Here is a 20,683-nt window from a genome sequence, read left to right as displayed (position 1 = left end):
ATGGGTAAATTTATTATCAGCCGGATCATTAGTCTTATCCCCGTATTGCTGGGGATATCTCTCCTCACATTTATTCTGATTCAGCTCGTACCGGTGGACCCGGCCGAAGTGTATCTGCGGTTGTCGCAAATACCACCTACCGATGAGGCGGTGGCCGTTACCAGGGCGGAGCTGGGTTTGGACAAGCCGCTGCATCAGCAGTATTTTAGCTGGCTCAGGAAAGTAGCGCGGCTGGATTTCGGGAGTTCTTTTGTCACCAAAAAGCCGGTGCTGGATGAACTGCTGTACTGCTTTCCCGCAACTATCAAACTGACGGCGGTTTCGCTGGTAATCGTACTATTGATAAGTATTCCTTTAGGCGTGTTATCGGCTTTATACAAGAATACTATACTCGATCAGCTGTGCAGAATATTTGCGTTCACTGGCGCTTCCATGCCAAATTTCTGGTTGGGCTTCGTGTTGATCTATTTCTTGTCTTTAAAACTGGATCTATTGCCTGTTTACGGCAGGGGCACGCCGGCCCATCTGGTATTGCCGGCCACGACTTTGGCGCTGGGTTCGGCAGCCGTTTATACCAGGCTTTTAAGAACCAGTATGCTGGAGAATTTAAGGCAACATTTTGTTCTGTACGCCAGAGCCCGGGGGTTGAAGGAAAGGCTGGTCGTGGTCAGGCACATTATGAAGAATGCTTTAATCCCGGTAGTGATCGCCTTCGGCATGACTCTCGGGCATATGCTGGCAGGCAGTGTCATTGTGGAAAACGTCTTTGCCTGGCCCGGGGTGGGAAGATATATAGTTTCCTCTATATTCAACCGGGATTACCCGGTCATTCAGGCCTATGTGTTGTTTATGGCGGTGATATTTGTCTTGCTGAACCTCATTGTAGATATCATTTGCGGCTTTTTGGATCCCAAAATCAGATTGGGATGGGATAAATAATGGAACTGCGGGGAAGTATCAGAGGACTTTTACAAAACAAATTGACCGTTCTGAGTTTGATCATTCTGGGGGTGGTTTTCCTGGCCGGCGTTCTGGCGCCGCTATTGGCGCCCAATGACCCCACCCTGGTTAGTTTGGAGAATAAGTTTCTGTCACCCTGCACCCGGTTTCCGCTTGGCACGGATCATCTGGGCAGGTGTATTTTGTCCCGGCTTATGTACGGCGCCATGGTTTCTTTGGGTTCCGCGCTGCTGGTGATGGTCATAACCGCAATGATCAGCGTCAGTGTAGGTACGCTGTCGGGATATCGGGGGGGATGGGTCGACAGTTTGCTGATGCGGCTGTGCGACGTGTTTCTGGCTTTTCCCAACCTGGTGCTGACATTAGTGATTGTGGGGATGCTGGGGCCAGGCTTGGTGAATGTCATCATCGCCATGGTGTCTGTGCAATGGGTCTGGTACGCCAGGATTATCAGGGGGATGGTGCTGAGCTTAAAGGAGCGCGGCTTCATTCTGTCAGCCCGGGTTGCCGGAACGCCACCCTGGCTGATCATCATTAGACATATTTTCCCTAATATCATCCCATATATCGTGGTGCTGGCGACCCTGGATTTGGGGATGGTGATTTTACACATCTCCGGTTTATCTTTTCTGGGCTTGGGGGTGCAGCCGCCAACTCCCGAGTGGGGAGCAATGCTCAATGACGCCAAACAATTTTTAAGAAGCGACCCCAAACTGATTATGTTTCCCGGCGCCATGATTTTACTGGTGGTTATATCTTTTAACTTATTGGGTGACGCCTTAAGGGATGTTATCGAATTTTACGAAAGTTGAGCAGCGGAGGATGAATGAACAAGTAGTTCTAAACTTAAAAAACTTTCATGCTCATTTGCCCGCTAAATGCGGTGTGGTCCGAGCGGTGAACGGCATTAGCCTGCAAATCGCCCGGGGGAGAGTACTGGGGCTGGTGGGTGAAAGCGGGTGCGGCAAATCCATAACCTGCTTATCCCTGTTGGGTTTGACCAGGGAAAACGGCTGGGTTTTAACCGGTGAGGCCCAAATGCAGGGAAAAAACCTGCTGGCCCTCAATGCCGAAGCAATCCGGCGCTGCAGGGGAAAGGAAATTGCCATTATTATGCAAAACCCCATGGCGGCATTCAATCCTCTGGCCACCATCGGGCAGCACTTTACAGAGACAATTCGCAGTCATTTACCGTTGCCGGAAAAAGCAAGCAGGGATCTGGCGATTAAATGCCTTGGATATGTCGGTCTTCCTCAACCGGAAAAACTAATGGGACAATATTCGTTCCAGTTGAGCGGCGGCATGCTCCAGCGGGTCATGATTGCCATAGCCCTGGCCATGGAACCCAAGGTGTTGATTGCCGATGAACCTACCACTTCATTGGACGTGACGGTTCAGCGCCAGATTCTGGGCCAATTGATACATTTGAAGGAAAAATCGCGGACGGGAATGCTGCTTGTATCGCATGACTTGGGAGTAATTGCCCAAATGGCCGATGACGTGGCGGTAATGTACTGCGGATATATAGTGGAACTGGCCGCCGCGGAGCGGTTGTTCAATAATCCGCTCCATCCTTATACCAGGGCTTTGCTAGCCTCGAAACCCCAAATGCGGAAAAAATCTTTGCAAACAATTGGCGGGCAAGCGCCTTCCTTGCTGAACCTTGCCCGGGGTTGTCCATTTTTTGCGCGGTGCAGTGAAAAGAACCGTCATTGCTCCCATTATAGTCCGGAACTAATCCAATATGATCACCGGCATCTGGTGGGGTGTGCCAAATATGCAGTGGAACAAAGGACGTTGCAGCATGGCTTTGCTTAAAGTCAATCATGTTTCCAAAACTTTTAAATCGGGAAATTTTTGGGGCAAAGGGAGAGTTATTGAAGCTGTTAAGGACCTCTCCCTGGCCATTAACGAGGGTGTGTGCCTGGGACTGGTGGGTGAAAGCGGGTGCGGCAAAACCACGCTGGGACATATCATTTTAGGCTTGGAGCCGCCCCAGACGGGTCAGGTGTTGTTTCGGGGCAAGGATTTTTATAAAGCTTCATCACGGGAGAAAAAAGAGTTGCGCAAAGACCTGCAGGCGGTATTCCAGGACTATAATAGCGCGCTTAACCCCAAATATCCCGTGCTGACGGCCATTAATGAACCCTTAAGAAATTATTTAAGGCTAAGCCCCGGAGAAGAGAAAAAAAGAATTCAAGAGTTGTTGGAGATGGTGGGCTTAAACTCTGAAGATATGTATAAGTATCCTTTTCAGTTTAGCGGCGGCCAGCTGCAAAGGATTAACATTGCCAGGGCTCTGGCGTTGAATCCGAAACTGATAGTTTTGGACGAGGCGGTCAGCAGTTTGGATGTTTCAGTGCAGGCGCAAATTTTAAACCTGCTGGCGGAGCTAAAAAAAGAATTAGGTCTTTCGTATTTATTTATATCGCATGATATAGAGGCAGTCTACTATTTATCCGACGCCATTGCCGTGATGTACCTGGGACAGATAGTAGAATCAATCAATGATATGTCGGTTTTTGATCAGCTTGCCCATCCGTATTCCAGGAAACTATTGTCCTCCGTCCTGGGTATCCATCCTCATATGAGAAAGGATTTAAGTGCGGCGTTTGACGAACTGCTCATAAAGCCCAGTAAGGCGGAGGGATGTAATTATATTAACCGGTGCGACGTTAAGGTACAGCTGTGCTTCGAGGAAGAACCCGCTTTAATCAGCGTATCCGAAGGCCATTTGGCAGCGTGTCATATGATCAAGAGATAAGCGAAGCGTCAATGCGAAAGGGGAGCATGTATTGGATATTCAAAAAAGAATCGAAAACTACTGGCAAAACCGTTCCGGCAGCTACAGCAAGCACGTACTGGAGGAGATGAACAGCTTTAAAAAAGACGCCTGGGCCGCCCTGATCGACGAACACCGGCCCGATGGCAAACCGTTAAAAGTGCTGGACATCGGCACCGGGCCGGGATTTTTCGCGCTGCTGCTTTCCGGCATGGGCCACCGGGTTACCGCCATCGATTGCACCGACAACATGCTGGCGGAAGCTGAGAATAATGTCCGGGCGGCGGGTTATCAGGTGGAATTTCACAATATGGACTCTCATCAACTGGATTTTGCCGGCGGGACATTCGACCTGATCATCTGCCGGAATCTAACCTGGACCTTAAGAGATCCCCACCAGGCATACCGGGAGTGGCACAGGGTGTTGAAGCCCCGGGGGAGACTGATGGTGTTCGACGCCAACTGGCATATACGCCTGTTTGACCCCGAAATGGACAGGTGGCACCGGGAAGACCTGGAGCGGGCCAGGCAAATGGGTTTCCCGGACCCCCACGCCGACGTGAACAGGGAAGAAAGCGACAATATCGCCCGGAATTTGTATCTCAGCAACCGCTGGCGGCCCCGGTGGGATGCCGGAGCGCTGCTGAATTGCGGCTTCGGTAAAGTATTTATTGATGCTGACATCAGCAACCGGGTGTGGAATGAGAAAGACAAGGTACTGTACCGGTCGACACCTATGTTCATGGCGGGGGCCGAAAAGAAGGATGATTTTAACTGAAGCGGATTGTGGCGGGGCAAGGTGCATGAGATGCCGGTTGAAGGGGAGTGGGTAAAATAAAAACATTTTTCTTTAAGCGTCTTTTAAACCTGATACCGGTGCTGCTGGGCGTTTCCTTGATTACCTTCGCTTTGATCAATTTTACCTCCGGGGACCCGGCGGAAATCGCCATCCGGGCTTCCGGGGTACAGCCCACGCCGGAGTCGGTGGAAGCCATGCGCCAAAAACTGGGGCTCAATGATCCGGTATACCTGCAATATTTAAACTGGCTTTGGCAAGTGCTCCATTTTGATTTCGGAACCTCTTTCAGCACCGGCCTGCCAGTGGCGGAGGAACTCTTGCTGCGTTTTCCCGCCACCCTTGAGCTGGCTTTATCCGCTTTGGCCTGCACGCTGCTGTTTGCCCTTCCGTTGGGGGTTTTGTCGGCCGTCTTTCCCAATTCCCCGTTAGATTATATTGGCAGATTTTGCGCTCTGGTGGGGGCGTCCATGCCCGGCTTCTGGCTTTCCCTGCTCTTGATTCATTATTTGGCCGTAAAAGCAAAGCTGTTTCCCGTTGTGGGCACGGGTGGAATCAATCACCTGATCTTGCCTGCTTTAACTCTGGGTTTTGGTCTGGCTGCTCCCTATATCCGGCTGTTGCGGGCCAATATGCTGGAAGTGATGGAAAAAGATTTTATCAACGGGGCCCGGGCCAAAGGTTTGACGGAGCAAATGGTGATCGGGCGCCATGCTCTGAAAAATGCCCTCTTGCCCTCGGTGACTTTGTTGGGGATGAATTTCGGCGGTTTGCTGGGCGGCTCGTTTATTGTGGAATCAATTTTTTCATGGCCGGGTATCGGCAAGTATGCCGTGGACGCCATCTTTCTTAAAGACTATCCGGTGATCCAGGGATATGTGCTCTTGATGGCCCTGGTTTTTGTACTGGTGAATTGTATCGTGGATATCTGCTATGTATATCTGGACCCCCGGATTAGGTTGGGTTGAACAAGGAGTGGCGGCATGCTGAAAAGATTTTGTCGGGAAAAGACGGCCCTGGCCGGGCTGGTTATTGTCGTGATTTTTGTCGCAGCGGGGTTGCTGGCTCCCTGGATTGCTCCGGCTGATCCCACGGCGGTAAACGTGGAGCATAAACTCCTGTCCCCCTCTCCGGATTTTCCGTTGGGGACCGACCAATTGGGCCGGTGTATTTTTTCCCGTTTAATTTATGGAGCCCGGACCTCTCTTTTTTATGCCCTGCTGGTAATGGCCATTATTCTGGCCATTAGTATTCCCGTGGGAACACTGGCGGGCTATGCCGGCGGTAAATTGGACAATTTCATCATGCGGGTGATAGACATTTTGCTGGCCTTTCCCAGCTTGATTTTGTCCCTGGCCATAGCCGGGCTCATGGGTCCCGGTATGACGCACCTGTTGATCGCCCTGGCGGCGGTTTGGTGGATTGGTTATGCCCGGATTATTCGGGGCATGGTGCTTCAGATCAAGGAAAAGGATTTCGTGCTGGCGGCGAAAGCCTGCGGAGCTTCCCGGTTCCAGGTGGTTTTTCGGCATATTCTTTTGAATGCCCTTTCTCCCATTATGGTTTTGGCCACCCTGGAAATTGGTTCCATTATTCTGGCCATATCCGGCCTCTCTTTTTTGGGATTGGGCGCCCAGCCCCCCACACCGGAATGGGGCGCCATGTTAAGCGACAGCAGACCCTATATCCAGGCGGCCCCTAGTTTAATGCTCTTTCCCGGGCTTACCATTATGATTGTAGTGATGGCCTTCAATTTTGTGGGGGAAGGTTTGAAGAATGCCGTTCACTTTCAGAAAACCGGCGGGGAATATAAGTAAATAAGTAAACCCTGGGTCCGAAAGAGGTTGTGCCCTTATTACAGGCTGATTAGCGGGATAAGCCGGCAGGAAGGAGAGGAACTGGTGAAAGAAGAGCCGGTTTTAGAAGTGGAAAATTTCAGCGTTTATTTTCACCAATCCTGTCAGGTGATTAAAGCGGTGGATGACATCAGTTTTCAGGTGTATCCGGCCGGCGTCACAGCCCTGGTGGGGGAAAGCGGCTGCGGAAAAACAGTGACGGCCCTGTCCGTTTTGGGCCTTCTGAAGGCGCAGGGAGTGGAAACCAGGGGCGCAATCCGGCTTAAAGGGCGGAATTTGCGGGAGCTGACGGGGGAAGAACTGCGCCGCTTGAGGGGAAAGCAGATGGCCATGATTTTTCAGGATCCGCAAAATGCCTTAAATCCTGTCTTGAAGGTGGAAACCCAGGTCATGGAGGCCATTGCCTGCCATCAAAGAATTTCCGGTTCCGGGGCTAAGGAAATGGCCCTGCGTCTTTTGTCCCGGGTGGGACTTGCGGACCCTCGCCGGGTTCTGGCCAAATATCCCTTTCAATTAAGCGGCGGTATGTGCCAGAGAGTGATGATTGCCATTGCCTTCGCTTTAAGTCCGGACCTGCTGATTGCCGATGAGCCCACCACTGCTCTGGATGTCACGGTGCAGGCCCAAATTTTGGCGGAATTGCGCCGGTTAAAGAATGAGTTGGGCACCGGGATTATGCTTATAACCCATGATCTGGGGGTTGTGGCGGAAATTGCCGATTTGGTTTGCGTTATGAAGGAGGGAAAAATTGTGGAGTCGGGAACGGTTTTTGATATTTTCCAAAACCCCCGGCATTCCTATACGAAAAAATTACTGAATTCTGTTCTGCCGGTTTAGGTCTCCAGGGGGTGACCATGGAATTAAAGCGGAGAGGAGAAGAGGCGGGTGGCTTTATTGGATCTGGCGCATGTAACAAAGCATTACCGGAATACCCGGGCGGTGGAAGGGGTCAGTTTATCACTTGAGCAGGGAGAAACCCTGGGCCTGGTGGGGGAAAGCGGCTGCGGCAAAAGCACCCTGGGCCGGCTGGCCCTGGGTTTGGAAGAAGCCGACGAAGGGCGGATTTTTTTCCGGGGCGCCGAGATTACCCGCTGGGGATATGACCGGTGGCGGGGTCTGCGCCGGAATATGCAGATGATTTTTCAGAATCCCCTTTCCTCTTTGAATCCCCTTTTTACGGTGGAAAAAATTATTGGCGAACCCCTTACCAATTATGAAAAAATATCCAAGGAAGAGATGAAAATAAGAGTCGGTGAGATGATGACTCTGGTGGGCCTGGAACCGGGCCTGGCTGGGAGGCGTCCCCACGAGCTAAGCGGCGGCCAGCGCCAGCGGGTGGGGATTGCCCGGGCGTTAATCTTAAAACCGGAACTGGTGGTATGTGATGAAGCGGTGTCCAGCCTGGACTTTATCATCAGGGGACAGATCCTGGCTTTATTGAGGGAAATGAAGGAGCAACTTGGTTTAACTTATTTGTTTATCGCTCATGATTTAGGAGCGGTGAAACAAATATCCGACCGGGTGGCGGTGATGTACCTGGGTAAAATTGTGGAAATCATCCGGACGGAGCGGATCAGGGAAGATGCCTGCCATCCGTATACCCGTGATCTTTTGGAGGCGGTTCCGGTATCCGACCCGACGCTCCGCAAAAATGGCAAAACTTTAATTAAAGGAGAGCTTCCCCCGGCCGGGGAGAGTGTTCAAGGGTGCGGATTTCACAGCCGCTGTCCTTACGCGGAACGGGTATGCTGTGAGCAGACGCCGGTTCTGGAAAAAGTGAATCCATTGCATCAGGCTGCCTGTCACCGGGTACTCAGGCTTTCTTAAGTATTTTTTATCATCGCGCTATCTTTACATAAAGGAAAGGGGTGGAAAATAAATGACTAATCAGTTGATTAAAATCTTTGCGCAACGGCCGGTATTTTTATTAGCATTGCTTGTTTTGCTGATGGTTTTTGGCGCGGGCTGCGGCGGCGACCGGCAGGAGGCGGAGGAAAAAACCGCACCGGATCAAGAACTGGTGGTGGCGGTTTCCGGTGACGTGGGGGTTGACCGTTTGGATGCCGCTTCTTACGAAGGGCTGATTCAGGCTTATCCCATGATTTACGACGGGCTGGTGGAATACGGCGAGAAGGGCGAAATCCTGCCCGCCCTGGCGGAATCCTGGGATATCTCCGGGGATGGAAAAGTATACACCTTCCACCTGCGGCAAGGGGTGAAATTCTCCGACGGTACGGATTTTAACGCGGAGGCGGCCAAGTTTTCTATGGAAAGATGGCATGGTGATCCGGCTAATTCTTCTTTAAGCGTGTCCAATGCCTTAAAGAAAGCGGAGGCGGTGGACCCTTATACGTTGCAGTTGACTTTTGATAAAACTTATTATCCCTTTTTGTCGGAATTGACCTACCCCCGGCCGGTACGGATGATCAGTCCCACGGCGGTGGAGCCCCAGGGGGATCCCGGGGGAAAATTTATCAAAGCTGTCGGTACCGGGGCCTGGATGGTGGATAGTTATACCAGGGATCAACAGGCGGTGCTGGTGCCCAATCCCAACTACTGGGGGAAAAAACCTTCCCTTGACCGGGTTGTGCTGAAAGTTGTCCCCGATCCTCAATCCCGGGTCCTGGCCCTGCAGAGCGGGGAAGTGGATCTTTCCGGCGGGGGCATGGGCCGGATACCTTTAGAAAGTATTTCCACCATCAAAGAACAGGATAGTTTGACGATGGAAACAACCTCCAGCAGCACCTCCTATTTCCTGGTTTTTAATTACCAAAACCAGTTTTTGCAGGATCTGCGGGTCAGGAAAGCGATCAACCTGGCGCTGAACAGGCAGACCATGGTGGATAATTTGCTGGGGGGAGTAGGACGGCCGGCCCGGGGTCTTTTTCAGTTTACGGTTCCCTATGTCACCGAGGCCAACAACAAATGGTACGCATATGATCCGGCGCAGGGCAGGGACCTTTTACAGGAATCCGGCTACCGGGATCAGGAAGGTGACGGAATCCTGGAGAAAAACGGCAGGCCGCTGGAATTGAATCTGGTCTTCCAGAATCAGGAGTATCCCGAATGGAAGACCATGTGTGAGTTTGTCCAGGGAGAGTTAAAAAACAGCGGTATCAAAGTTAATCTGCAGATGCTGGAATCCAACGCTTATTACGACGCCCTTTGGAAAAACAGGCAATATGACATGATTATTTACCGCACCTATTCGGATTCCTGGAACCCCCACGGTTTCTTGCTGGGCCTGTTCCACCAGGCGGGGGAAGCGCCGGCCGTGGCCTGGGCTGATCCCGGGCTGGAGAAATTGATAGATGAAGTAATGCCCATGATGGACGAAAAGGAAAGGCAAGCCAAATACGATCAAATTTTTGCCAGGATGTATCAGGAAGCAGTGTGCGTTCCTCTTTATTATCCCGATGAAATCTTTGTCATGAATAAGAAAGTGGCTGGGTTTGCCTTCGGCACCAATTCTTATTACCCGGTGAGATGGGAAGCTTTGCAGGTGAAATGACAGGCCGGGCAGGGAAGATAGACAATAATACCGGAAGGGTGGAAATTGTATGGAGATGCAAAAGCAGATTGAAAATTATTGGGAGGGAGAAGCGGCCCAATACAGTGAGAGTGTGTGGACGGAAATCAACAGTTTTAAAAGAAAGGCCTGGACGGACCTGATTGAGGAACACCGGCCTCCGGGAAGTCCTTTGGCGGTGCTGGATATCGGCACCGGCCCCGGTTTTTTCGCCATCGTATTGTCCGGTATGGGTCACCGGGTGACAGCCATTGACTGCACCCGTAACATGCTGGACGAAGCCCGCGGCAATACGGAAAAGGTGGGCCTGACGGCCAAGTTCCTAAAAATGGACTCCCATCTCCTTTCTTTTGCCGATTGTTCCTTTGACCTTTTGCTTTGCCGGAATTTGACCTGGACCCTCCATGATCCCGGTGCGGCTTACCGGGAATGGTTCCGGGTGCTCAAACCCAAGGGGCGGCTGTTGATTTTTGATGCCAACTGGAACCTGCGGCAGACTGATCCGGCCTGGCAGCAAAAATATGAGGAAGATCAACGGGAGGCGGCCAAGCTGGGATTCCATCGCCGGGGACATGTGGACCAGGCGACGGGAGACCGGATTTCCAGGGAGCTGTTCTTTAGCCGGACCCTTCGTCCCCAGTGGGACGCCGGGGCTCTATTGGAAACCGGTTTTCAAAAGTTATTTATTGAAACGGATATTACGGACCGGGTTTGGGGTGAGGAAGAGAAGGCATTGTACCGGTCAACCCCGATGTTTCTGGTGTGGGGAGAAAAATAAACGGCACAACCATGTTTACCAAAAGCTGATTATAAACATAAACCGGATTAACGTGCGGACAAAACTATCTGATGACACCACAATAATGGAGGCTATTGCTAAAAGGGACATGCTCAAACTGCGTCAAAGGTAAAAGCGTAAAAGTTAATGCTTACATGTTGCTGCTGATTTTCGTTAAAGGGTATTACCAGTGCTGGCAACCAGAGGATTCGCACGAGGGTGGGAAGTGGGTAACCCGGGCGTATTTATCGCCCGGGTTTTAAATTTATGCCCGGTATGGAAACCCAAGATACCAGAGCGCTGAACTGTTGTGAGCTTTCAAAAAAGTTAGGGAAACAATGCTTCCCGATGATTGACAGCCACCTGGCGTGTATGCTCTTTCCAAAGAAAAACCAGCCGTCATGTTAGTAATATGACGGCTGGTTTTTTGTGCCTCTGCAAATTAGTTAGGCGAGAAATTATTCATCTCATTAGAGAACTCATTAAAATCTTAAATTATTTAAGTTATATATTAAAAAAATTAATATCAATATTGATTTATTTAAGATATCGTGGTACATTCATGCTGGTAGATTTAAACGAACATTTTTTACCGGGGGTGAAACAAATCAAATACAAGTATCCGGGTAGCTGCCCGGTTTGCGGTAGCGAGATGACCATCAGCAGGTTAACCTGTACGCGCTGTCCCACAAAAATGGAAGGGGAATTTGCAGCCTGCAAGTTCTGCCGGCTTCCCGATGAGCAAATTGAATTTATAGAGGTTTTCATTAAGTGCCGGGGCAGTATCAAGGACGTGGAAAAGGAACTGGGCATATCTTATCCTACGGTGCGCAACCGCCTGGAAGGGGTGATCCAGGCACTGGGTTACCGGTTGGAAAATACAGATTCCCAGGTAGATGTGGAAAACAGGGAGCGAATATTGCAAGCTTTGGAGAGTGGAGAAATATCATCCCAAGAAGCTGTCCGGCGGTTGAAAAAGTCGGCCAAGTAAACATTATAACCAGCGGGAATTTATTTTTGGCATAACTGAAAGGAGTATGAATTAAATGAATAATGAAACTATAAAAGTATTGGAAATGATCCAGGAGGGTAAAATCAGTGCCATTGAGGGTGCGGAGTTGCTCAAGGCTTTTAATGAGGACAGCGGGGTAAAAGCAGTAGCCCCGTGGGACGGCAGATTCCTGCGGGTACGGGTAAGCGGGGACAAGGTGAAAAAGGTAAATGTTAACATTCCGCTGAAGTTGCTCAAAGTATTTTCCAGCTTGGCGGTCATGTGTATGAAATTAATTCCCGAAGAGGCCCGCAGGGAGATGGAAAAAAAAGGCATTGATTTGGCCAGCATTGATATAGAAGAGTTGCTCCTGCTTATCGAGCAGGGTCTGGTTTCGGATGAAAAGCTGGTTGACATAGACGTTGACGATCCCGACGAGGGAAAGGTGCGGGTGGAGGTTTATGTGGAATAAACACCATGGCTTATTTCTTATGGTACGGTTTAGAAAAAAAGGTGGACGGAAGTTTATGCTGCTGGTGTTTCTACCGGTGCTGGAAATGACCCTGGATGCTGCTGCGGACCTGGTTTGGCTGTGGGAGAAGATTGCCGGGGGCAGGTTCCGCGGCGGAAAGCGGTTGCCGATGGGTATTTTCTCCATGGCTGTGGTGGATGCCGGCCGGGAATCTGTAAGCCAGTTGCGCCGCCAAAGGCAATTTCGGCTTTTGGATGTGGATGTCGGCGATGTCGAGGTTTCCGTGGATTTGGTTTAATGAAAGGTTTGGATTATGAAAAAGCTGGTACTACAGTTTATCCTGTATACGGTTTCAATTAGCCTGGCCGGTCTGGTTATACCCGGCGTGGATTTGGCCGGGGCGCTGGAAGCGTTAGTTGCGGGGTTGGTTATGTCGTTGGCGGGTTTATTAATCCGTCCCTGGTTGATGCTGCTTTCTCTGCCCTTAAACCTTATTACTATGGGCCTGTTCACTCTGGTTATCAACGCCCTGATGGTGCTGCTGATCAGTCTAGTGACCCGGGGTGTCGAGGTCGCGGGGTTTTGGCCGGCGCTGGGTACCGCCGTTTTGGTTACCCTGGTTGATTTTCTATTGCGGAATCTGAGACGTAAAGATTAAGCCCAACCTTTTACTTTTCTTCTTTTTCTTCTTGGCATAAGGATGCCAGCGTACAGGCCAAAATTATTAAACTGCACATGTCAATAATGATTCTTGACATATAGGGTAGGGGGGTATACTATAATTCCAGGAGGTGACAATGAACTGGAAGAACAAAGATCCAAACAATGCCCGGGTTGTCAAAACGCTGAAAAAAACAAGCACAGGCACTGGCGTGACGAAAAAGCGGTGCAGGATTTGTCAAGCCGCCTTAACCGCATTGAAGGACAGGTGCGCGGCATAAAAAGGATGATTGAAGAGGGAGTATATTGTGACGATGTCCTGAATCAAATTGCTTCGGCCCAGTCCGCGCTGAACGGAGTGGCCAAGCTGTTGTTGGAGAAGCACCTTAGAACTTGCATTAAAGATCAGTTAATTGCCGGTGACGAAGAGGTTGTAGCCGAATTAATGAAAACGGTTGCCAGGCTGATCAATAAAAATTAACGGAGGTTGAAAAGTATGAATAAAACAGTATTAAAAGTAGAAGGCATGAGCTGCAATCACTGCAAGATGGCGGTGGAAAAAGCGGTGCGGGAAGTAGCAGGCGTGGAAGAAGCCTTAGTGAATCTGGAACAAAAGGAATTGACGGTGACAGGCAGCGCCTCCCGTGAACAGCTGGTTGAGGCAGTGACAAAGGCCGGGTATGAAGTAAAGAGCTGATTTTGATCAAGCATGTTTACTGTTAAACCGAAAAGAGGTATCATTGCATGGCTGAAAATGATGCTGTTTGTTCCGGGCGGTGCGTGCGGAACGAGCGGGAGCTGTCCAGAATTGGATTCACGGTCAAAGGGATGAGTTGCGCGGCGTGCTCCGCCAGATTGGAGAGAGGCTTGTCCGGGATGGAAGGGGTGAGCGCCGCCCGGGTTAATCTGGCGACTGAAAAAGCCACGGTTGACTATGACCCCGCTCTGGTAAAACCGGAACAAATGGTTGAGAAAGTCAGGCAGTTCGGTTTCGATGTTCCGCAGGAAAAGCTGGACCTGGCTATCGGCGGGATGAGCTGCGCGGCCTGCGCCGCCAGGGTTGAGAAGGGATTGAAGGCGCTTCCCGGCGTGGCGGGCGCCGCTGTCAACCTGGCCACCGAAAAAGCCACCGTTGCCTACTATCCCGACCAGGTCAGCGCCGCTGCCCTGGTCAATGCCGTGACGAAGCTGGGTTACGAGGCGCGCAAAATTGATGATGACAATACCGACCGTGAAAAGGATCAGCGGGATAGGGAAATAAAAAGGCAGCTGTTCCTGTTTGTTTTCGCGGCAGTTTTCTCGGCCCCGCTATTTGCCGGTATGCTGGGGATGCTGGCGCCCTTGGAAAGATTCTTTCCCCATATCCTGCACAACGCCCTGTTCCAGTTTTTCTTTGCCACCCCGGTGCAGTTGGTGGCCGGTTACCACTTTTACCGCGATGCTTACACGGCCTTGCGGAACCGGAGCGCCAATATGTCGGTCCTGGTGGCCATGGGGACCAGCGCAGCTTATATTTACAGCACGGTGGTGACCTTTTGGGGCCATCGGTGGGGACTGCAACATGTTTATTTCGAGAGCAGCGCCGTGCTGTTGACCCTGATCCTGTTGGGTAAGATGCTGGAGGCCAGGGCCAAGGGTAAAACCTCCGAGGCCTTGAAAAAGCTGGCCGGTCTGCAGGCGAAAACCGCCCGGGTGATTAGGGACGGCAGCGAGGTTGATATCCCGGTGGAAGAGGTGGCGGTCGGGGATCTGGTAGTGGTTCGCCCCGGAGAAAAAGTGCCGGTGGACGGAGTAATCAGAGAAGGGCGTTCCACGGTGGACGAGTCCATGCTGACCGGGGAAAGCCTGCCAGTGGATAAAAAGGAAGGCGACCCCGTGACCGGCGCTACTTTGAACAAGCTGGGCACCTTTCGTTTTGAAGCCCTGCGGGTGGGCAGGGACACGGCCCTGGCGCAGATTATCCGTTTTGTGGAGGAAGCTCAGGGCTCTAAAGCGCCCATTCAGCGGATGGCGGACGTTATTTCCGGCTACTTTGTGCCCGTGGTGATCGGTATTGCCGTGCTTACTTTCCTGGGCTGGTATTTTATCGGCGATCCCGGCAACGTGACCAGGGCGGTTTTAAACTTCACCGCCGTTCTGGTAATCGCCTGCCCCTGTGCCCTGGGTCTGGCCACTCCCACTTCTATTATGGTGGGGACGGGCAAAGGAGCGGAATACGGAATCCTGATTAAAGGCGGGGAACACCTGGAGCGGACCCACCGGGTCACTGCCGTGGTGCTGGATAAAACAGGCACCATCACGCATGGAGAACCGGTCCTTACCGACCTGATCCCGGCCCCGGGATTTGACGGCCGGGATGACTATCTGCTGCAGCTGGCCGGCGCGGCGGAGAGAGGTTCCGAACATCCCGTTGCCCAGGCGGTGGTTAAAAAAGCAGGCACCGGCAGGGATATGGGAACCGTCACTTCCTTCACGGCGATTCCAGGCCGGGGCATTAAGGCTGAAGTGGGCGGGACGGATGTCCTTCTGGGTACCGGCAGGCTGATGCGGGAGAAGGGTATCGAGTTGCCCGGACTTTTCGAAACCGAGATCGCAAGGCTGGAGAGCGAGGGCAAGACAGTCATGCTCATGGCTCTGGACGGTTTGCCGGCGGCTGTTTTGGCGGTGGCCGACAGCATCAAGGACACCTCCGTGGAGGCGGTGGCTTTAATGCGCAAACTGGGCCTTGAGGTGTGGATGCTCACCGGTGACAATCTGCTGACTGCCCGGGCTATCGCCAGGGCGGCGGGAATCAGTGAAGATCGCGTGCTGGCCCAGGTGCTGCCGGGAGACAAGGCCAGGAAAGTGTCCGAACTGCGGGCCGGCGGGTTGGTGGTGGGAATGGTAGGCGACGGAATCAACGACGCTCCCGCCCTGGCTGAAGCCGATGTGGGGTTTGCCATCGGCAGCGGAACGGATGTCGCCGTCGAGGCCGCCGATATCGTTTTGGTCCGGGGCGACCTGCGCAGCGTGGTGGACAGCATTGCCCTCAGCCGGGCCACTATCCGGAACATCCGGCAAAACCTGTTCTGGGCGTTAATCTACAACGTCATCGGTATTCCCGTTGCCGCCCTGGGGTTTTTAAGTCCCGTGGTGGCCGGCACCGCCATGGCTTTCAGTTCCGTGTCGGTGGTGTCCAACGCCCTGCGGATCAAGCGTTTCAAGCCCGAGCGGTAGAAGTAATATGCTTTAAGGCAAGAAAAACGAACCGGTCAGGTTTGTCTGCAAAACTGATATCTATGAAACCGGTATCTTCCAGCATGTATTTGAGTTCAGCGGCAGTGGGCAATAAATCGTCGGCAACCGGGGGGCCGATGCGGCGGTGGGTGGCGTTGATTTCCTCCCGGCTGTCGGCGTGGCAGATTATCAGCCGGCCATCGTTTCTAAGCACCCGATGCATTATTCGCAAGGCCCCCTTTATGTCGGGAAAGTGAGGCAGAGCCCCGTTGCAAATGACATAGTCATAGCTGTTGTCTTCGTCATCCAGCGCCATGATATCGGCCACCAGAAAACGCGCGTTGGAGCTGAAGTTTTTGCTCCTGGCCCTTTCAATCATTTGGGGAGCGAAGTCCACTCCTGTTACCGAACCGTCTTGCCCGACCAATTCCAGCAGGATGGGGGTTAAAATGCCTGTGCCGCAGGCCACGTCCAGCACCGTGGCGCCTTTGGGAATACCGCACCCTTGCAGAATTGCTTGAAGTTTGGCAGCCACTTCCGGTCCCATGATTGAGTCCCACCGGGCTGCCATTCCATCGAAATAGTCCTTTGATGACATAAATTCCACCTCCGAGTCTGTGTGTATGTAAAACTAAAACTAGAGTTCGGCAAATTGCATGTCAATGCATGCGCTCCCGCGCGGTTTAATGGAAATTGCGATTGTCTCTATAAAATTACAGATCATACAGCCGGTTCAGAACTGTTTCACGCAATAATTCACGTGGTTGGCCATGAGCCCAGACGCGTCCTTCCTTCATTAAAATGACCCTGTTGCACAAGGCGGCGGCTGTTTTGTGCTCGTGGGTGACCATTAAAGTGGTTAGCCCGCGGTCCCGGTGTATTTCATGCACCATGTGCATTATTTCCGTTCTGGCCCGCCGGTCGAGCCCGGTCGTAGGTTCGTCCAGCAGCAGAATATCCGGTTCCTGGGCCAGGGCCCGGGCGATGGCCACCCGCTGCTGTTCGCCGCCTGAAAGATGCCCGATGGGGCGTTCGGCCAAATGGGTCATTCCCACCAGGCGCAGCATGCTTTCCACCATCTGCCGGTCCGGGGCGCCGGGGCGGCGCAGCATTCCCAGTTGGCCGTAGCGTCCCATCATGACCACTTCTTTAACGCTAACCGGCATCCTGGGGTCGATGTTGTGCACCTGAGGCACGTAGCCGATTTTCTTGCGCAGCGTGGCCGGAAAGCTGCTGCCCGCGGCATGGTTCAGCACTCGTACATTGCCCTGCAGCAGCTTGCCCAACCCGTTTACCAGGGTGAGAATAGTTGTTTTACCGGAGCCGTTGGGTCCCAAGATCCCCACCAGTTCGCCCCTTTGGATTTCCAGCGTGACTCCCTGCAGGGCCACGTCCTCCCGGTAAGACACGACTGCATTTTGCAGGGAGATAATTGTCTCAGCCACCGGGTGCACCTAAGGCAATGTTGCCAGGAGCAGGTCCACGTTTTTGGTCACGGCCTTGGCCCAGGTGTCGGTATCCGGAATACCGCCGGGAAAATTGTTCAAAGTAACCTGGGCGGCGCCGATTTCCTTGGCGATGCCGACACCCGCCTCCTTGCCGCTTTGCAGGTTGTCGACGACCAGAGTCACATTATTTGCCCGCCCCAGCTTGATCAAATCATCTATATCCTGCGGGGACATGTCTTCAGCCCGGCCGTAAACCCCGATAACGTTAAATCCGGTCCATTTTACAAATCCGGCCTGCATATCGTTCACCAGCACGTTAACCTTGTTTACACCGGCCTCGTCAAGGCGCTTTTTCTGTTCGTCTCCCACACGCTGCGTTTCTTCTTTCAACCTATTGGACGCTTCAAGAAAGGATGTTTCGTTTTCCGGGGCCGCCTTCGCCAGGTCGGCGGTGATCCTGCCGATGGCTTCCATCCTTACCGGCGGCGCTATCCAGTTTCCTTCAATATCGTAAACTATTTTGTCCAGGTTGGTGTTGGCGGCTGATTTAATCATGCTGTCGCTGAACTTTTCACCCTGCCAGTTGTGCAGCATAAAAAGATCTGCGTCAGCCAGTACCTTCATGTCCTCTGGTTTTACGTCAAAGTGCCCCGGACAGGTGGCGGGCGGGACCAAGTTGATTATTTCCGCCTTGTCCCCGGCTACGGAATTCACGATTTCAGCTATTGAAGAAGTGGTGGTCACAATCTGCAGCGGTTCGGCTTGCCGGGCGTCCCCGGTGTCGCTGGCGGCGCCGCTGTTGCCGCACCCGGCCGATAATAAGGACGCCATAATGACGACCAGTGACGAAAACAGCATTAAATTTCTTTTCCTCATCAAAAACACCTCCAGTTTTTTAATAATTATTCTTGACCGGCCATTTTTTTACCCTGCGCTTGGGTGAAAAAACGGTGGCGGCAATGAATATCAGCGTGGAGACCAGCACGATGGCGGCGCCGCTGGGGCAATGAAGCAGGTAGGAAGATACGAGACCCAGCCAGGTTGAAAGAACACCGAACAACGCCGCAAAAATGAACATGTTGCGCAAGCTGTAGGTTAACTGGTACGCCGCCGCGGCGGGGTTGAGAATTAAGTTGAAGACAAGCAGACCGCCGATGCTGCCCAGGGATACCGTAATGGCCGAACCGGTTAAAACCAGCAGGGTGTAAAAGATCAGATTGGCCGGCAGCCCTATGGCCAGCGCCAGTTCACGGTGAAAGATAACCGCCTGTATTTCTTTGAAAAACAATGCTATGAGCAGCACGATAATGAAAGCCACAACGGACAGCAAGAACAAATCGGGGCGGGTAACAGTGAGTATGCTGCCCCAGAGCAGTTCCAGAGCGTCTGTTTTGGGCCCCGGGATAACGCCCATGAACAGGAAGGCCAGTCCCATGGTCAGGGAGAATACAATGCCTATGGGAGTGTCGGTATTTAATTCCCCCCGGTCGGCGAGGGGGCCGATAATGGCCACCGCCGCCAGGCTGAATATAAAAGCTCCGGCTTCAGGACTGAAGCCTAACAGAGTTCCCAGCAGGGCGCCGGCGAAAGCCGCGTGGGCAATGGCCACCCCGATGAAGGAAAGATTCATGGTTACCACCAGCACGCCGATGAGAGAGCAAGCCGCGCCGCCAAGGCAGCCGGCCAGAATGGCGTTTTGCATAAATTCGTATTGCAGTATGGAGAAATCCATTTTACTCAACTCCCGCCGGTTGGGTATTAAAACTTTCTGCCGCAAATGTGCGATAGGATGCCGTCTCGCTATACCCTGCTTTTTTTGGTGCCGATAATAGTCTTTGAATCCAGCGCATCGCCGATTTTCGACAGCGGGTAACCGGCAAAATCCTGAGCCGGGTAAATCTCTAAAATATTGAAATATTCCTGCAATAAATCCAGGTAGTCTTCAAAAAACAGATCCCCGGCAAAGGAGTACACGCGGTTTTCTTTGGCCACGCCGGCAAATTTAGTCAGGCTCCATTCCATGTCCAGCAGCGCGCTTTTTGAAGACTCCTCCGGGCTGTAGAAGCAGTGTTTGTTTATAAAAAGACCGCCTTCATTCAAACAAGAGTATATCTTGGCCACCAGGCGGGGGTTCTTACCCCCGGGATTGGAGGAAAAGAACACGACGTCATAGCCTTCACCCAGGTTGTCTTGAAAGAAATTGCCCTGGATCACTTCCACCCGGTTGGCCCGGAATTCCCTTATGTACCGGCGCGTGTCTTTGGCAACGTCCGGGAAGTCATAAACATAGGCCCGGATATCGGGGTTGGCCGCGGCGAAGGCGATGGCGTACAACCCGTGCCCTCCGCCCAGATCAAGCAGTTTTTTGGCCTTTTTAAACTCTGCAAACCTGGTTACAAGGCCGACCGTTCTTTGCAGTTCCCCGCACAGTGCTTCCCGCGCCAGTGAATGAATCAAGTTGTTGGCGAAGTACTGTTCTTCACTGGCGACAAGAGGTCCGCTTTCAAGTATGCCGGTTAATTGCTCCCATAGCTTTAAACCGTTGGCCAGGTTTTGGATGACTTCGCGCTGGCACAGGGGAGAGCCGGCTGTTAAATAAGTGTTGCTCAGGGCTGTATTTTTAAAACAGTCGTTTTCCTGGTCGACCAAGTCCAGTGATACCAGAATCCGGCATAGGTTGGCGGTCACTCGGGGGTCGGTGCGCAGTGTTTTTGCGAGTTCTTCCAAAGTCTGGGGGGCGGTTAATTGTTCAAAAAAACCCATTTCCACGGCCGTCTTGATTGCGGCAAATTTTTTATAACCGTCCGCACAGTCATGCAATATCTCCATGAGTGGTTTGGCGTTTGTGCCGGGCTCGTTTTTTAAATAACTGTCCAATGATTTTACCGTCCTTGTTATTTTTTACATTTTTAAAACGTACATTTCAGACCGGCAACAGAACTATTTAAGGAGGTTAAAAGGCTCTGACAATGTAAACCTTTTTACCAGCATAAAAAATGCCATGAATGAACCGGCCCTACCAGCGGGCCAATACCTTCATGGCATCATAAATCAATCTGATGAAATTATAAAACCACGAATTGGCGCTTTCTGCTTAAAGCTTACACCTTCGTGGTTGTTTCCGTTGCCGGAATGATTCAATCATCCCTCTACGTAATGAACTTATAACAAAAAAATAAATTTGTCAAGCCTACA

At 52.0% G+C, this 20,683-nt stretch carries 24 protein-coding genes; 19 read left to right on the top strand and 5 right to left on the bottom strand.

Features of this window, described 5'->3' with window-relative positions:
• The 19 genes from opp1B (at position 1) to BM056_RS10095 (ending at position 16,040) form a co-directional block, all read left to right on the top strand.
• Positions 1–939, top strand: coding sequence for a nickel/cobalt ABC transporter permease (opp1B, locus tag BM056_RS10185; protein WP_092471299.1), 939 nt, complete (start codon positions 1–3; stop codon positions 937–939).
• The gene (gene nikC / locus BM056_RS10180; RefSeq protein ID WP_092471298.1) at positions 939–1,772 is read left to right on the top strand and encodes a nickel ABC transporter permease subunit NikC; all 834 of its coding nucleotides are present in this window, start codon (positions 939–941) and stop codon (positions 1,770–1,772) included. The genes opp1B and nikC (BM056_RS10180) overlap by 1 nt, the downstream gene beginning before the upstream one ends.
• 10 nt (positions 1,773–1,782) lie before the next feature.
• Positions 1,783–2,778, top strand: a complete 996-nt coding sequence (locus BM056_RS10175; protein ID WP_092471297.1) for an ABC transporter ATP-binding protein — start codon at positions 1,783–1,785, stop codon at positions 2,776–2,778.
• On the top strand, positions 2,738–3,724 hold the full coding sequence (locus BM056_RS10170) for an oligopeptide/dipeptide ABC transporter ATP-binding protein (RefSeq protein ID WP_238456400.1): 987 nt from the start codon (positions 2,738–2,740) through the stop codon (positions 3,722–3,724). Before BM056_RS10175 ends, BM056_RS10170 begins: the two co-directional genes overlap by 41 nt.
• A 31-nt stretch (positions 3,725–3,755) precedes the next feature.
• Positions 3,756–4,520, top strand: a complete 765-nt coding sequence (locus tag BM056_RS10165) for a class I SAM-dependent methyltransferase (protein ID WP_092471295.1) — start codon at positions 3,756–3,758, stop codon at positions 4,518–4,520.
• Positions 4,521–4,567: 47 nt separating this feature from the next.
• A complete protein-coding gene (gene nikB, locus BM056_RS10160) occupies positions 4,568–5,506 on the top strand; it encodes a nickel ABC transporter permease (RefSeq protein ID WP_337833500.1) in 939 nt (312 codons plus the stop codon).
• A gap of 15 nt (positions 5,507–5,521) precedes the next feature.
• Positions 5,522–6,355, top strand: coding sequence for a nickel ABC transporter permease subunit NikC (gene nikC, locus BM056_RS10155; protein WP_092471294.1), 834 nt, complete (start codon positions 5,522–5,524; stop codon positions 6,353–6,355).
• 84 nt (positions 6,356–6,439) lie between these two features.
• Positions 6,440–7,231, top strand: coding sequence for an ABC transporter ATP-binding protein (locus tag BM056_RS10150; RefSeq protein ID WP_207648168.1), 792 nt, complete (start codon positions 6,440–6,442; stop codon positions 7,229–7,231).
• A 48-nt stretch (positions 7,232–7,279) separates the two neighbouring features.
• The gene (locus tag BM056_RS10145) at positions 7,280–8,221 is read left to right on the top strand and encodes an ABC transporter ATP-binding protein (protein ID WP_092471293.1); all 942 of its coding nucleotides are present in this window, start codon (positions 7,280–7,282) and stop codon (positions 8,219–8,221) included.
• Between the two features lie 52 nt (positions 8,222–8,273).
• The gene (locus BM056_RS10140) at positions 8,274–9,905 is read left to right on the top strand and encodes a nickel ABC transporter substrate-binding protein (RefSeq protein ID WP_165613458.1); all 1,632 of its coding nucleotides are present in this window, start codon (positions 8,274–8,276) and stop codon (positions 9,903–9,905) included.
• A 49-nt stretch (positions 9,906–9,954) separates the two neighbouring features.
• Positions 9,955–10,701 (top strand): class I SAM-dependent methyltransferase, encoded by a 747-nt coding sequence (locus BM056_RS10135; RefSeq protein WP_092471292.1) that lies wholly within the window; start codon positions 9,955–9,957, stop codon positions 10,699–10,701.
• Positions 10,640–10,834 carry a DIP1984 family protein gene (locus BM056_RS27495; protein WP_092471291.1) on the top strand — a complete coding sequence of 65 codons (195 nt, stop codon included), beginning with the start codon at positions 10,640–10,642 and terminating at the stop codon, positions 10,832–10,834. Before BM056_RS10135 ends, BM056_RS27495 begins: the two co-directional genes overlap by 62 nt.
• 474 nt (positions 10,835–11,308) lie before the next feature.
• Positions 11,309–11,692 carry a DUF2089 domain-containing protein gene (locus BM056_RS10125; RefSeq protein ID WP_092471345.1) on the top strand — a complete coding sequence of 128 codons (384 nt, stop codon included), beginning with the start codon at positions 11,309–11,311 and terminating at the stop codon, positions 11,690–11,692.
• Between the two features lie 55 nt (positions 11,693–11,747).
• Entirely contained in the window at positions 11,748–12,164 is a 417-nt protein-coding gene (locus BM056_RS10120) for an SHOCT-like domain-containing protein (protein WP_092471290.1), read from the top strand.
• Positions 12,165–12,219: 55 nt separating this feature from the next.
• Positions 12,220–12,462: a hypothetical protein gene (locus tag BM056_RS10115; protein WP_131820754.1), complete on the top strand. Its 243-nt coding sequence runs from the start codon at positions 12,220–12,222 to the stop codon at positions 12,460–12,462.
• Between the two features lie 15 nt (positions 12,463–12,477).
• Positions 12,478–12,822 carry a phage holin family protein gene (locus BM056_RS10110; RefSeq protein ID WP_092471288.1) on the top strand — a complete coding sequence of 115 codons (345 nt, stop codon included), beginning with the start codon at positions 12,478–12,480 and terminating at the stop codon, positions 12,820–12,822.
• Between the two features lie 93 nt (positions 12,823–12,915).
• On the top strand, positions 12,916–13,305 hold the full coding sequence (locus BM056_RS10105; RefSeq protein ID WP_274377536.1) for a metal-sensitive transcriptional regulator: 390 nt from the start codon (positions 12,916–12,918) through the stop codon (positions 13,303–13,305).
• Positions 13,306–13,320: 15 nt separating this feature from the next.
• Positions 13,321–13,521, top strand: a complete 201-nt coding sequence (locus BM056_RS10100) for a CopZ family metallochaperone (protein WP_092471286.1) — start codon at positions 13,321–13,323, stop codon at positions 13,519–13,521.
• A gap of 47 nt (positions 13,522–13,568) precedes the next feature.
• Positions 13,569–16,040, top strand: coding sequence for a heavy metal translocating P-type ATPase (locus BM056_RS10095; RefSeq protein WP_092471284.1), 2,472 nt, complete (start codon positions 13,569–13,571; stop codon positions 16,038–16,040).
• Here BM056_RS10095 and BM056_RS10090 read toward each other — a convergent pair.
• From BM056_RS10090 to BM056_RS10070, 5 genes are all read right to left on the bottom strand, one after another.
• A complete protein-coding gene (locus tag BM056_RS10090; protein ID WP_092471282.1) occupies positions 16,024–16,638 on the bottom strand; it encodes a class I SAM-dependent methyltransferase in 615 nt (204 codons plus the stop codon). The genes BM056_RS10095 and BM056_RS10090 overlap by 17 nt on opposite strands.
• Positions 16,639–16,753: 115 nt before the next feature.
• Positions 16,754–17,485 (bottom strand): metal ABC transporter ATP-binding protein, encoded by a 732-nt coding sequence (locus tag BM056_RS10085; RefSeq protein WP_238456399.1) that lies wholly within the window; start codon positions 17,483–17,485, stop codon positions 16,754–16,756.
• Positions 17,486–17,494: 9 nt separating this feature from the next.
• Complete coding sequence (locus BM056_RS10080; RefSeq protein WP_092471278.1) at positions 17,495–18,364, bottom strand: metal ABC transporter substrate-binding protein; 870 nt, start codon at positions 18,362–18,364, stop codon at positions 17,495–17,497.
• A 19-nt stretch (positions 18,365–18,383) separates the two neighbouring features.
• The gene (locus tag BM056_RS10075; protein WP_092471276.1) at positions 18,384–19,220 is read right to left on the bottom strand and encodes a metal ABC transporter permease; all 837 of its coding nucleotides are present in this window, start codon (positions 19,218–19,220) and stop codon (positions 18,384–18,386) included.
• Between the two features lie 68 nt (positions 19,221–19,288).
• The gene (locus tag BM056_RS10070) at positions 19,289–20,365 is read right to left on the bottom strand and encodes an acetylserotonin O-methyltransferase (RefSeq protein WP_238456398.1); all 1,077 of its coding nucleotides are present in this window, start codon (positions 20,363–20,365) and stop codon (positions 19,289–19,291) included.
• Positions 20,366–20,683 lie beyond the last annotated feature (318 nt).

Origin of the sequence: Desulfotruncus arcticus DSM 17038 (genome assembly GCF_900113335.1) — a bacterium.
GTDB lineage: Bacteria > Bacillota > Desulfotomaculia > Desulfotomaculales > Desulfallaceae > Desulfotruncus > Desulfotruncus arcticus.
This window is presented reverse-complemented; position numbering and strand designations above follow the sequence as displayed.